Raw genomic sequence first — 12,176 nt, 5'->3', positions numbered from 1 at the left:
CTAACGAGGCCGCGCAACGGAGGCTAAGCGTTAAGCCATGCAGAGTAATATTTCCGGGCCTTGGCCAGCTTGGGGTTGATGATCACCTGGCAATACCCCTGCTCCGGGTGTTTGGCGTAGTAATCCTGATGGAATTCCTCCGCCACGTGGAACCGCGGCAGGCGGCTGACCTCGGTGACAATGGGATGCGGCCACAGCGCCTGGTTGCGTTCGATGGCTTCCTCGAACAGGATCTTCTCCTCCGTGGTCTCGTAGAACATCGAGGAACGGTACTGGGTGCCCACGTCGTATCCCTGCCGGTTCAGCGTGGTGGGGTCATGAAGGGCGAAGAACATGTCAAGGACAACTTCCGCGGGGATAACCTCCTCGTCGAAGGTCACCGCCACCACCTCCGCGTGGCCAGTGGTTCCACTGCAGACCGAGTAGTAGTCCGGATGGGGATCGTGCCCGCCGGTGTAGCCGGACACCACCGAGGTGACACCCCGTGTCTTCTGGTAGACGGCGTCAAGGCACCAGAAGCAACCTCCGCCAAGAACAAAAGTTTTCATGACCTCTTCAATGGTTGACGGCCCGGGATCATTCCCCTGCCGGCCCCGCGCCATGCCGCAAACTGCGGCGGCCGCAAGCCGATGGGGTAAAACTAAGACTATGGAACCTGTGGACACCGACGTTACCGGCCAGGCAGATCACGACGGCGAAGCCTCCTCCGACACGCCGGCTCCGGCCGGTTCCGCGGACGCTCCCACTTTGGCCGAACTGCTCCTGGCAGTTGAGGAACTGTGGCCGGAGTCCCTGGCGGAAAACTGGGACGAGGTAGGGCTCGTGGCAGGCCACCCGTCCGCCGCCGTCACCAAGGTGATGTTTGCGGTTGATCCCACGCTGGAGGTCATCGAGGAAGCCGTTGAGTGGGGAGCCGAACTGCTCATCACCCACCACCCCCTCCTGCTGAAGGGCGTCACGTCGGTCGCCGCCACGTCGGCGAAGGGCCGGGCAGTCCACCGGCTCATCGAGTCGGGAACGGCACTGCTGACCGTGCACACCAACGGCGACTCCGCCGTCGGAGGCGTTTCCGATGTCCTGGCTGACGCCCTGGGGCTCCAGGACGTCGCCCCGCTCACGGTGGCAGCCAACGGGCTCCCGGAGGAAGGCATTGGCCGCGTGGGCGACCTGGCGGATGCCATGAGCCTGGGCGACTTCGCGGCCCGGGTGTTTGGAATTCTTCCGTCAGTGGCCGGGGGAGTGCGGGTCTCCGGCGACAAGGACGGACTGGTGCGGCGCATCGCGGTGTGCGGCGGTGCCGGCGATTCGCTGTTCAATGAGGTGCGCGCCAGCAACGCCGACGTCTACGTCACCGCGGACCTTCGCCACCACCCGGCATCCGAGGCGCGCGAAGCCGCCCTCAACGGACGGCCGTACCTGGTGGACGTGTCGCACTTCGCCAGTGAATGGCTTTGGCTGCCTGCGGCCGCGGCCGCCCTGGGCAACGTCCTGGCTGACCAGGGACACGAGGTGGAGATCCAGGTCAGCACCACCAACAGCGACCCCTGGGACTTCATCCTCACGCCGGGCTAGGCAGCAGCCCGGGATGCGTCGAGGCAGGGAAACGGGGCCACGCGCTAGAGTCTAGGAAGCGCCGGTTCGGTGCCCGGCTACGGCCGGAAGGGATTTATCGGAGGTAACAGTGGCCAAGGCAGCACCGGCGGAACAGTTGAAGTTGCTTGAACTGCAGGGGCTGGACGCCCGGTTGAAGGGCCTCACCAACCGCCGGCGCACGCTGGAAAACGATCCCCGCATCAAGGACCTCGAAGCCGCGCTCTCTGTTGCCAACGGTGAATTGGGAGCAGCCAAGGTGGCCGTGCACGATGCCGAGGCCGCGCTTAAGCGGGCGGAAGCCGACGTCGAACAGGTTGCTTCACGGATCGAACGCGACGAGGCCAGGCTCAACAGCGGCACCGGCCTTTCCAAGGACCTGGTTGCACTGCAAAAAGACATCGCCTCGCTCAACAAGCGGCGCTCTGACCTTGAGGACGTGGAGCTGGAGGTCATGGAGCGGCTGGACAGCCTGCGGGAACGGCAGGCGGCGCAGCAGCAGATTGTCGACGACATCCAGGGCTCCTTTGCCACCATCAGGGCCGAGCTTGACGCGGCCCTCGCGGAGGTGGAAACGGAAGCGGCAGGCCTTCGCGCGCAGCGCGCCGCATTCGCTGCAGGCCTGGAGGCGGGCATGCTGGCGGTTTATGAAAAGACGCTTGCCAAGCGCGGAGTGGGCGCGGCCCGGCTGTTCCACGGCACCTCCGAAGCCTCCGGCATGAAGCTCAGCCCCGGCGACCTCGCGGAGATCAAGGCTTCGGCCGCGGACGACATCGTGTTCTGCCCGGACTCCGGCGCCATCCTGGTCCGCTCGGACGAGTGGTCCTGACCGGGCGGATCAGCCCGGCAGGATGATGTTCAGGGCGTGCGGCCTGCGGGCCGTGCCCGGCACCAGTTCTGCGTCCCACTTCTCGCGGGCAGCCTTCAAAAGGTCCGACGGCGCCGCCGGGGCTTTACCGCGGCGTACCAGCAGGTGCCGCGCCAGTTCCCCCGGGTGTGCTTGGCGAAGTGGCTCACCACTTTGCGGACTCCATCTGTTTCGGTGAAGACGTTGACCGCCACGGTCTGCTCCGGCGGCGGTGCCCAGGCGGCTGCATAGGTGCTGGACCGGCAGTCCACCACCAGGTGCCCCCGGGCGGCGCTGCCCAGGGTTTCGCCAAGCTGCGTCTTCCAGAACGGGGCCAGCCTGCCGACGTCGGGCAGTGCCGTGCCCATGGAGAGCCGGTAGGCGGGGACGCTGTCGCCGAAGCGAAGGGCACCCCACAGGGCCGAGATCACCAGGACGGACGCGTCCGCCTTGCGCCGCTGGGCCGGTGTCAGGCTCCGATAGCCAAGGGCGTCGTACAGGACGCCGGAATAGATGCTGTGTGCGGGCGCTGCCGGCTCGGCGCCCAGGCGAGTATTGCGTTCCACGTCCTCACGCAGTGATGCGCCCACGCCCAGCAGGGCGAGGGCGTCCTGGTGGGCACTGACGGTTCCCAGCGCTTCGAGGACCTTGGCGCGGTAGGGGTTCAATTCCGGAAAGCCGAGCGTGGACCAGTCGACGGCGGGTCCCCGGAGCGCGGGTGTCTTGCCTTCGGAAGGGGGAAGCAGAATCAGCACCGTCCGATCCTACCGGCGCAAAAGCGGGTGGCGGCGCCGGTAGACTGGACGGCGGATGGGACAGCCAGGCGGCCGCGCGTCACGCAAGTGGCTCGAGGAACGTCCGGGCTCCGCAGGGCAGGGTGGTGGGTAACGCCCACTCGGGGTAACCCGCAGGCCAGTGCCACAGAAAACAGACCGCCTGCATTGCCGGCTTTGGCCGGGAAGGGCAGGTAAGGGTGAAACGGTGGTGTAAGAGACCACCAGCTTCCCGGGTGACCGGGAAGGCTAGGTAAACCCCACCCGGAGCAAGGCCAGACAGGACACGTTCGAGGGCTGCCCGCCCGAGTGTCCGGGTAGGCCGCTGGAGGGTGCCGGCAACGGTACTCGTAGATGGATGGCCGTCGCTCCCTTTCCGGTAACGGCAGGGGAGAACAGAACCCGGCGTACCGGCTGTCCCATCCACATTCCGCGTTTGACCTAGGGCGATGCGTTGGGGATGCTGGACCGTGCCCGTTATTCCTGATCCCCGTCCCGCCGCCCGGGCCGGCGTCCCCGGCATCCGTTCCCAGGTCATTGCGCTTGGCGGGTTCCTGGCGCTGTCCGCCGCGGCGTGGGTCATCGCTTCGGTTCCCATCATCCTGAATTCCAACGGGTGGTACGCCGGTTCGGTGAAGGCGCCGTGGATGCCGCCGCCGTGGATGTTCCGGAGCACCTGGATGGCGCTGTACACCGGCGTGGCGGCAGCCGCGTGGCTGGTCTGGCGCAAGGGCGGCCTGACCGGGAGCACCCGTGCAGGCTACATTGTCCAGCTGCTGCTCAACGCGGCGTGGCCGGCGGCCTTTTTGCCCTGTACCCAATGCTCGGAGCTGCCGCCCTCTGGGCTGCGTTCGGGGTTATCTGCGCACTCGCCGGAACCTTGGTATTCCTGATCCTGCGCTTCGGGCCGGTGGACGCCGCCGCCGGCCTCCTGGTGCTGCCGTACTTTTCCTGGCTTGTCTTTTCCGCCAGCCTGAACCTCTACTCAGCCGTCCACAACTGAGTCCGGCAACACCACGGCTGCGGGGCATCCCGGCCATGTGAGTGATTTCACGCAGCGCAAGCGTGTTCCCGGCGGCGGGCCAAATTAGAATGGATCCCGGACGCAGGAGTTCTACCGCCGAAAGTTGCGTTCGCAACCGGCGGTTTTTCTTTGCACGCGATCCAGGCGCCTGGGGGCCATCCCTGCAGGCGCGGGTGCCCCTGGACATCATCAGGTGGCCTACATCTGTGTACGAGGACGTACACGGCTGAACCGAGGAAGGTATTTCTGTGAGCCAGACGTCTGATTCTTGTCTTGATACGTGGATGGGCCGGGAGGCCCTCGCCGAGGCCATGATCCCGGTGATCGGCAGGCTGTACCGCGAAAACAACGTGGTCACCAGCATCCACGGCCGGAGCCTGATCAACAAGTCCACCATGAACATCCTCAAGGCGCACCGCTTTGCACGCCGGATGAGCAAGGACGAACTGCTCCTCGAGGACACCGCGCCCCTGCTGAACACGCTGGCCGGACTGGAGCTGGGCGCTGCCGCGATCGACATCGCCCGCCTGAACCAGAAGTTCAAGGAAGAAGGCAACGGCGCCACCCTGGAGGAGTTCCTCCGCGCTGAGCTCGCCGAAATCGTTGGCAAGCGGGGCGGCGATGACCGCACCAGCACCGACGTCGTGCTCTACGGCTTTGGCCGCATCGGCCGGCTCCTGGCCCGCCTCCTCATCGAAAAGGCCGGTGGCGGCCACGGACTGCGCCTGCGCGCCATCGTGGTGCGCCGCGGCTCCGACAACGACCTCTCCAAGCGCGCCAGCCTGCTGCGCCGCGACTCCGTCCACGGGTCCTTCGAGGGCACCATCCGGATCGACGAGGACGCCAACACCATCACCGCCAACGGCGTGCAGATCCAGGTCATCTACTCCAACGACCCCGCCACCATCGATTACACCGCCTACGGCATCAAGGATGCCCTGGTGGTGGATAACACCGGCCGCTGGCGCGACGCCGAGGGACTTTCCCAGCACCTGCAGAGCAAGGGCGTGGCGCGGGTCCTCCTGACCGCACCGGGCAAGGGAGAGCTGAAGAACATCGTCCACGGCATCAACCACCGGGACATCACAGACTCGGACCGGATCGTCTCCGCGGCGTCCTGCACCACCAACGCCATCACCCCCGTGCTGAAGGCCATCAACGACAAGTTCGGCGTGGTGCACGGGCACGTGGAAACCGTCCACTCCTTCACCAACGACCAGAACCTGATCGACAACTTCCACAAGGGCGACCGCCGCGGCCGCTCTGCAGCCCTGAACATGGTCATCACCGAAACCGGCGCCGCCAAGGCAGTGGCCAAAGCCCTGCCCGAACTGCTCGGAAAGCTGACGGGCAGCTCCATCCGCGTCCCCACCCCGGACGTATCGCTGGCCATCCTGAACCTCAGCCTGGAAAACGGCACCACCAAGGACGAGGTCAACAACTACCTCCGTGAAATGTCGCTGCACTCGGACCTCCGCAAGCAGATCGACTACATCGACTCACCCGAGGTTGTCTCCACCGACTTTGTCGGCTCCCGCCGCGCCGGCATTGTTGATGGACTCGCTACGGTCTCCACGGACAAGAACCTGGTCCTCTACGTCTGGTACGACAACGAATTTGGCTACAGCTGCCAGGTGGTGCGCGTTATGGAGGAAATGGCCGGCGTGAACCCGCCGTCGTTCCCCGCCAAGGAAAGCGCCGCCGCCCTGGCCGCCATCGCGGTCTGACCCTGTCCGCCACGTCCAGCGAATTCCCGGCTGGTTCTCTGGAATCAGCCGGGAAAGGGGACCACACTGGTGGCATGGACAACGAATCGACTCTTCAGCACGACACCACCCTCGAACACGCCCTGGACGTGGCCAAGGCGAACCACAAGGAAGCCGTACGGCTGCTTGAACGCGCCCGCGCCGCACACGCGGCCGGGGATGTCAGCCAAGACCGCGTGCGCCAGCTCGAGGGACTGCTGGCCATTGCCGAGGAAGACCTTCGAAGGGTCACCAGGGAGCAGTAGCCCAAAGGCGGCCGCGCCGGCCGTGTGAGCCATCACTCGTCCTCAACAGTGTGGATATCACCGGCTTGGGGTGCCCTTTGTCCTAGGCTCTTGGGGTGCCTGACTTTCCCCTTCCGGCGTCGACGCCTTGACCGTCCACTGGGCTGCCTACCGCCGCGCACGCCGCCGTTCCCGGCAGGCCTGGGCGCTGCTGGCAACGGCCGCAGTATGCATTGTCGCTGCCCTGTCGTGGTTCTTCACCGCAGGACAGTTTGCAGCCGCAGGGCCGGCGCCGGAGGGCCCGACCGAGGCGCCGGTCTTCGATGCCGCGTGGATGAAACCGGTGCAGGAACCAAACCCTGTACCGGCGGGCAGTGCCCTCTCTGCACTCGACGGCCTCGCCGTGAAGGGCCGGGCACCGAACACCGGCTACAGCCGCGAGGCCTTCGGCCCGGCGTGGCTGGATGTCGACAGGAACGGCTGCGATACCCGCAATGACATCCTGCGACGGGACCTTGCCGGCGTGGTGTTCGCCGAAGGCTCCACCTGCAAGGTAACGGCCGGTCACTTCCGGGAACCCTATACAGGCCAGGACGTGGACTTCCAGCGCGGTTCAGACAGCAGCCGGGCTGTCCAGATCGACCATGTGGTGGCGCTCGGGGATGCCTGGCAGAAGGGGGCCCAGGGCCTGGCGCCCAAGGAACGCCAGAGCCTGGCCAACGACCCCCTGAACCTGATTGCCGCGGACGGCGCTGCCAACCAGCAGAAGAGCGCAGCGGACGCCGCCACGTGGCTGCCGAAGAACACCGCACTGCGCTGCCATTACGTGGCCCGCCAGATCTCTGTGAAGGCCGCCTACGGCCTGTGGGTGACGGCTGCCGAGAAGGACGGCATGAAGCGTGTCCTCGGCTCCTGCCCCCGGCAGGAAACCATCACTGCCCGCTGACGGGGACCTGCCCGGAAGGGATGAGTGGCCGAACTTGTCAGTGGCCGAACGGATCCGGGTCCACGCCGGGCATCCACGTCAACCCCGGCACGCCCCACCCGTTTTTCTTCGCCTGCTTCCTGGCTTTGCGGGAATAGCGGTCAATCAGCCGGTTGACATACAGCTTTCCGTCCAGGTGGTCGTATTCGTGCTGGATTACCCGGGCGAACCAGCCCGTTGCCTCAAACTTCACCGGGTTTCCAAAGCCGTCGAACCCCTCCACCCGGGCCCATTCGGCCCGCTTGAGCGGATACTGCTCACCGGGGAAGGAAAGGCAGCCCTCCTCCTCCTCGTCGGGGTCGGGCGCCGCGCCGGAGACCTTGGACAGTGTCAGCACGGGATTCACCAGTACACCGCTTGGGGGAGCGCCATCGTCGTTGGCGTACTTGTAAACGAAGATTCTCTTGCCCACGCCGATCTGCGGGGCGGCGAGGCCCACGCCATGCGCGGCTTCGTTGGTTTCGAACATGTCGGCAATGAGGGTGCGCAGTTCGTCGTCGAAAACCTCCACCTCGGCCGCGCGCCGGTGCAGGACAGGCTCGCCCCAGATGGTGATTGGCAGAACGGTCATATCAGTTGTCCCTCGGCTTTCGCGGTGTCCCCGGTTTTCCTGCGCGTACCCCCGGTGGGGCACAACAAGGAGGCCGCACCGGATATCCGGTGCGGCCTCCCAAGTTGACGGCTGCATGTGCCGCCCCGTGAGGGTGAGCGACGGGGTTGAACCCGCGACCTCCTGGACCACAACCAGGCGCTCTGCCAACTGAGCTACGCCCACCATGTGCTTCAAGTGAAATCCGCCTTAGCGGCTCCCTGGAAACGCAACTCAAATAGCTTACCTGTTCGGAAGGAGTGCTTTGTCCACTTTTAGCGATTTTCGCCAAATTTCACCGAAACGTGGCGCAGATTACTCCCCGGACTGCCCGGCGGACCCGCCGGTGGTGATCCCCTGGGCGATCTTCTGGGCGGTGGCGCTGTCAGGTCCGGGCGCGGGGACGAAAACGGCTTCGCGGTAGTACCGCAGTTCATCGATCGAATCCTTGATGTCCCCGAGTGCGCGGTGTCCACCCTTTTTGGCCGGTGACTGGAAGTAGGCACGCGCGTACCAGCGGCGCGACAACTCCTTGATGGTGCTGACGTCGATGACCCGGTAGTGGAGATGTTCCACCACGGCGGGCATGTCCCGCGACAGGAACACGCGGTCCGTGCCCACCGAGTTGCCGCCCAGCGGCGCCTTGCGTGGATCCGGAACCCAGGCGGAGATGTACTCCATTACCGCGGCCTCGGCTTCTGCCATCGTCTTGCCGTGCGGAAGTTCCGCCAGCAGCCCCGACTTGGTGTGCATGTCCCGGACGAAGTCGGACATCTGTGCAACCGCGGCGTCGTCGGGTTTGATGACCACGTCAACGCCGTCACCCAGGATGTTCAGTTCCGAATCGGTGACCAGGGCTGCCACCTCGATGAGGGCGTCGTTCTTGATGTCCAGACCGGTCATTTCGCAGTCGATCCAGACGATTCGTTCGTTAGATATAGGCACCGGACCAGCCTACCGTTACACTCCCGGACCCCCTGCCGATGCTAGGATTTCGGGTACGCGGCGGGTCGCCCTTCCGCCCTGAACCATGTCCTGGCCGGCCCGTGCGGCGCGCCGGGCAAACCGCGGAAACGCAAGAAGATTGGACAATCCTGAGATGACGGCGCCTGTGCCCGCAACGGGGGAGATGGCGGCGGCCGGCAGTGCTGGAACGGGCAGTGCCGAGGTGGACAATCCGCGCTCGCCACTGCTTGTCGGTTTCCTGGGGTCCGTGTTCATGCTGTTCGGATCCTTCGGCGTGGGCTGGCTGGCCCCGGTATCGGAACTGCGCCGCATGCCCCTGTTTATCTGGATGCGCACTGAAGCCCCCGGCGTGGCCCTGTCCATCGTCCTGGTGGCGGTGGGGGGCATGCTGCTGGTGCGCGCCTGGCTGCGCCTTGGCCAGAAGGTCCGGGTGTGGGGACCGCAGGCGCGGCGGGCCACCCTGGCCGCGCTTGCGGCGTGGGGGCTTCCCATGATGTTCAGCGTGCCGCTCTTCAGCCGTGACGTCTACGCCTATATCGGGCAGGGGCGGCTGATGGTGGAGGGCTTCAACCCCTACGAAAACGGCATCTCCGCCCTGTCCAACTACTTCCAGCTCGGCGCGGACAAGATGTGGACCGAAGCCCCGGTTCCCTACGGCCAGCTGTTCCTGTGGATTGAACAATTTGTCGTCTGGGCTACCAACGTCCAGCCGGAGGCCTGCGTCATGCTGTTCCGGCTGGTGGCGGTGGCCGGCGTGGTCCTGTGCGTCATCTACGTGCCCCGGCTCGCGGAACTTCACGGCGTCAACCCGCACCGTGCCCTCTGGCTGACCGTGGCGAACCCGCTTTTCCTGACCAACTTCATCGCCAGCGTGCACAACGACTCCCTGATGATCGGGCTGGCCCTGGCGGGGCTGTACTACTCCGCCACCCGCCGGGAAATCCTCGGCATTGTGATCGTGACCCTGTCCATCGCCGTCAAGCCCATCACCATCGTCTTCCTGCCGTTCATCGGCCTCCTCTGGGCAGGGAAGAATGCTGGCTGGCTGCGGAAGGCTGCCTTCTGGGCGTTGACGGCCGGCATCAGCCTCGCGCTCCTGGCCGCGATGAGCCTGGTCAACGGATTCGGCTTCGGCTGGATCAACGGGCTGTCCGCTCCCGGCAGCATCTCCATCTGGTATGCCCCGGTGGGGCTGATCGGCATGGTGGTGGGATCGCTGGCCAACGCGTTCGGCCTGGACGGGTCGGTGCCGGCGGGCTGGGTGTTCGACGCCGGGAAGCTGCTTGCCGTGGGCATCGTCGCCTGGCAGATCCTCAAGGGGGACTACGACCGGCTGATGCGCCGGCTGGCCCTCGGTTTCGCCGCCGTGGTGCTGCTGGCCCCCATCATCCAGTCCTGGTATGTCGTCTGGCTGATCCCGCTCTTCGCCGTGACCGGGATCCGCAACGACTGGCAGGTCAAGGCCCTGTACTTCGTGGTGTCGTTCTTCATGATCTACGCCATTTCGGACCAGCTGGACGTCTTCCCCTACCTGCAGACCCAGGATCTGGGCTTCGCCCTTGCCCTGGCACGGATCGCCGCGGCGCTGACGGCTCTCCTGTTCGCCCTGTACCTGATCTTCTGGGACCCCGGCACCCGCAGGCTGTTCCGCAAAACGCACGAGCCCGTCGTCGAACGTCCCGTGATCTAGCCGTACGCCCATCTGCCAGGCGCACTACTGCGGCGCCGGTACGGCGGCGATCCCGCGCAGGGCCTCCCTGCGTGACAACGCGCTCATGGCGGGTCCCTGCCGGGCGACGAAGGCTTCCACCCACTCCGGCGCCGTCTTGCCATATTCGCGCAGGGCCCAGCCGATCGCCTTCCGGATGAAGAACTCCCGGTCCGCCAGGTTCGGCTCAATGACGGCCGCCAGCAACGCGGTGTCAGTGTCCTTCTTCGCACGCAGTTGCGACGTGATGGAGGCCCTGCGGATCCAAAGCTCGGGGTCGTGGCTCCACAGCCTCAGGGTTGCCGACACCGGGGCCCGGTGCGCCTGCAGCAGCCCGCAGATCCGGCCGGACACGCCATCCGCGAAATCCCACCAGGCGCCGGTGCGGATGATCTCCTCGTAGACGGGCAGCATGTCCAGGTCCCGGGCCACCAGCCGGTGCCCGGTCAGGTCTATGGCCGCATACCGTTCCTCCCGGAAGGTGGAGGTGCGCCAGAGCTCCAGTACCGTGGCGCGCAGTTGCCCGGCAGAGGCGGGCGGAAAGTCAGCCGCAGCCCGGGCCGCGATCCGCCGCACGTCCGGAACCCGGACGCCCAGCGAGGGAATCGCTGACCTCATGTAGGCCTGGGCGCCGGTGGCACGCTCCGGGTTGGCGAGTTCCCGGAGCGCGCCTTTGACGGCGGCGATGAGCTCCTGGTCGGCGGCGGTGTCCATGGGGCCAACTTTAGCCACCCGCCAAGGGCCGGGGTGGGGTACGCTGGTGAGCGCTAACACAATCAGAACCTGGGGGAATCCATGCCCGGCACCGAGATCCACCTCGCCCACGGACCCTACTCCGCCGTCGTCACCCGGCGCGGCGGGGCGCTCCGCGAACTGCGCCACGGGAACCGGGACCTGGTGGTGGGCTTCGGGCCCGAAGGCCCCGTGCCTGACTACCGCGGCGTCATCTGCGCGCCCTGGCCCAACCGGCTGGCCGACGGCACCTACACCTATGCCGGGAAACCGTACACGGCCGCCGTCAACGAACCCGAACGCGGCGCCGCGCTGCACGGCCTGGCCATCCATCAGGCGTGGAAGGTGCTGGAGGCGGCCGCGGACCGGGCGGTCCTGGGCTGCCGCATCCCGTCAGGCCCGGAGTACCCGGCCGACCTGGACCTCAGCGTCACCTACTCGCTTTCCGCTGACGGGCTCCACAGCACCGTCCTGGCCGTCAATGCCGGCCCCGTTGCTGCGCCCTACGGGGTGTGCCCACATCCCTACCTGGTGGCCGGGCCCTCCCCGCTGGATGACTGGTCGCTGGAACTTCCGGCCGCTGCCTACCTGGAGGTCACGCCGGACCGGCTGCTTCCCGTGGGGATGCGGGAGGTGGGCGCAGGTGCCTTTGACTTCCGCTCGCCCCGCCGGCTGGGAGAGGTGAAGATCGACCACGCCTTCACGGACATCTCCCGGGACGCCGCCGGCCTGGCACGCGTCCGGGTGCTGGATCGGTCGGGGACCGGCGTGGAACTGGAATGGGGGGCGGAGTGGCCCTGGGTCCAGGTGCATACGGGGGACAAGCCTGCCGGCCCGGACCGGCTCGGCCTGGCCGTTGAGCCCATGACGTGCCCTCCGGATGCCCTGCATTCCGGCACGGACCTGGTGCACCTGCAGCCCGGCGCATCACATTCCGCGGACTGGACCATCCGGGCGCTGCCCTAGCAGGCC

General features: G+C 66.4%; 13 protein-coding genes, 1 tRNA gene, 1 other RNA gene and 1 pseudogene. 10 read left to right on the top strand and 6 right to left on the bottom strand.

All coding sequences use genetic code 11. The features are described from left to right. Positions 1–23: 23 nt before the first annotated feature. Positions 24–548: a peptide-methionine (S)-S-oxide reductase MsrA gene (gene msrA / locus OUO20_RS08520; protein ID WP_018769512.1), complete on the bottom strand. Its 525-nt coding sequence runs from the start codon at positions 546–548 to the stop codon at positions 24–26. A 100-nt stretch (positions 549–648) separates the two neighbouring features. Here msrA and OUO20_RS08515 point away from each other — a divergent pair, with 100 nt between their 5' ends. Then, a complete protein-coding gene (locus OUO20_RS08515; RefSeq protein ID WP_200831090.1) occupies positions 649–1,572 on the top strand; it encodes a Nif3-like dinuclear metal center hexameric protein in 924 nt (307 codons plus the stop codon). Between the two features lie 109 nt (positions 1,573–1,681). Then, entirely contained in the window at positions 1,682–2,419 is a 738-nt protein-coding gene (locus OUO20_RS08510) for a zinc ribbon domain-containing protein (RefSeq protein WP_056390741.1), read from the top strand. A 9-nt stretch (positions 2,420–2,428) separates the two neighbouring features. Here OUO20_RS08510 and OUO20_RS08505 read toward each other — a convergent pair. After that, positions 2,429–3,192 (bottom strand): annotated as a pseudogene (locus OUO20_RS08505) (YaaA family protein). 56 nt (positions 3,193–3,248) lie between these two features. Between OUO20_RS08505 and rnpB the strand changes: the two are divergent. From rnpB to OUO20_RS08475, 6 genes are all read left to right on the top strand, one after another. Then, an RNA gene (rnpB, locus tag OUO20_RS08500) (RNase P RNA component class A) lies at positions 3,249–3,636 on the top strand. 44 nt (positions 3,637–3,680) lie between these two features. Further along, a complete protein-coding gene (locus OUO20_RS08495) occupies positions 3,681–4,103 on the top strand; it encodes a TspO/MBR family protein (protein WP_268003239.1) in 423 nt (140 codons plus the stop codon). Next, on the top strand, positions 4,091–4,213 hold the full coding sequence (locus tag OUO20_RS08490; protein ID WP_268003238.1) for a tryptophan-rich sensory protein: 123 nt from the start codon (positions 4,091–4,093) through the stop codon (positions 4,211–4,213). Before OUO20_RS08495 ends, OUO20_RS08490 begins: the two co-directional genes overlap by 13 nt. A gap of 269 nt (positions 4,214–4,482) precedes the next feature. Then, positions 4,483–5,961, top strand: a complete 1,479-nt coding sequence (locus tag OUO20_RS08485) for a glyceraldehyde-3-phosphate dehydrogenase (protein ID WP_081620199.1) — start codon at positions 4,483–4,485, stop codon at positions 5,959–5,961. A gap of 74 nt (positions 5,962–6,035) precedes the next feature. Continuing rightward, a complete protein-coding gene (locus OUO20_RS08480; RefSeq protein WP_018769506.1) occupies positions 6,036–6,245 on the top strand; it encodes a hypothetical protein in 210 nt (69 codons plus the stop codon). A gap of 127 nt (positions 6,246–6,372) precedes the next feature. Beyond that, on the top strand, positions 6,373–7,170 hold the full coding sequence (locus OUO20_RS08475) for an HNH endonuclease family protein (RefSeq protein WP_134164638.1): 798 nt from the start codon (positions 6,373–6,375) through the stop codon (positions 7,168–7,170). A gap of 37 nt (positions 7,171–7,207) precedes the next feature. Here OUO20_RS08475 and def read toward each other — a convergent pair whose 3' ends face one another. From def to orn, 3 genes are all read right to left on the bottom strand, one after another. Then, positions 7,208–7,780, bottom strand: coding sequence for a peptide deformylase (gene def / locus OUO20_RS08470; RefSeq protein WP_018769504.1), 573 nt, complete (start codon positions 7,778–7,780; stop codon positions 7,208–7,210). Between the two features lie 132 nt (positions 7,781–7,912). Further along, positions 7,913–7,984: transfer RNA gene (locus OUO20_RS08465), tRNA-His, on the bottom strand. 129 nt (positions 7,985–8,113) lie between these two features. Continuing rightward, positions 8,114–8,743, bottom strand: coding sequence for an oligoribonuclease (gene orn, locus OUO20_RS08460; RefSeq protein ID WP_081620198.1), 630 nt, complete (start codon positions 8,741–8,743; stop codon positions 8,114–8,116). A 154-nt stretch (positions 8,744–8,897) separates the two neighbouring features. Here orn and mptB point away from each other — a divergent pair, with 154 nt between their 5' ends. Continuing rightward, positions 8,898–10,454 (top strand): polyprenol phosphomannose-dependent alpha 1,6 mannosyltransferase MptB, encoded by a 1,557-nt coding sequence (gene mptB / locus OUO20_RS08455; RefSeq protein ID WP_018769502.1) that lies wholly within the window; start codon positions 8,898–8,900, stop codon positions 10,452–10,454. A gap of 24 nt (positions 10,455–10,478) precedes the next feature. Here mptB and OUO20_RS08450 read toward each other — a convergent pair whose 3' ends face one another. Next, positions 10,479–11,186 carry a DNA alkylation repair protein gene (locus tag OUO20_RS08450; RefSeq protein ID WP_018769501.1) on the bottom strand — a complete coding sequence of 236 codons (708 nt, stop codon included), beginning with the start codon at positions 11,184–11,186 and terminating at the stop codon, positions 10,479–10,481. 81 nt (positions 11,187–11,267) lie between these two features. Here OUO20_RS08450 and OUO20_RS08445 point away from each other — a divergent pair, with 81 nt between their 5' ends. Continuing rightward, positions 11,268–12,170: an aldose 1-epimerase family protein gene (locus tag OUO20_RS08445; RefSeq protein ID WP_268003237.1), complete on the top strand. Its 903-nt coding sequence runs from the start codon at positions 11,268–11,270 to the stop codon at positions 12,168–12,170. Positions 12,171–12,176 lie beyond the last annotated feature (6 nt).

The organism is Arthrobacter sp. FX8, from assembly GCF_026723805.1.
Classification (GTDB): Bacteria; Actinomycetota; Actinomycetes; order Actinomycetales; family Micrococcaceae; genus Arthrobacter.
Note: the sequence above shows the minus strand (reverse complement) of the source record. Positions and strands in the feature narration are given on the sequence as shown.

Coding starts and splice junctions, on each gene's coding strand:
- msrA (WP_018769512.1), bottom strand. CDS start 548: ATGAAAACTTTTGTTCTTGGCGGAGGTTGCTTCTGGTGCCTTGACGCC.
- OUO20_RS08515 (WP_200831090.1), top strand. CDS start 649: ATGGAACCTGTGGACACCGACGTTACCGGCCAGGCAGATCACGACGGC.
- OUO20_RS08480 (WP_018769506.1), top strand. CDS start 6,036: ATGGACAACGAATCGACTCTTCAGCACGACACCACCCTCGAACACGCC.
- def (WP_018769504.1), bottom strand. CDS start 7,780: ATGACCGTTCTGCCAATCACCATCTGGGGCGAGCCTGTCCTGCACCGG.
- mptB (WP_018769502.1), top strand. CDS start 8,898: ATGACGGCGCCTGTGCCCGCAACGGGGGAGATGGCGGCGGCCGGCAGT.
- OUO20_RS08450 (WP_018769501.1), bottom strand. CDS start 11,186: ATGGACACCGCCGCCGACCAGGAGCTCATCGCCGCCGTCAAAGGCGCG.
- OUO20_RS08445 (WP_268003237.1), top strand. CDS start 11,268: ATGCCCGGCACCGAGATCCACCTCGCCCACGGACCCTACTCCGCCGTC.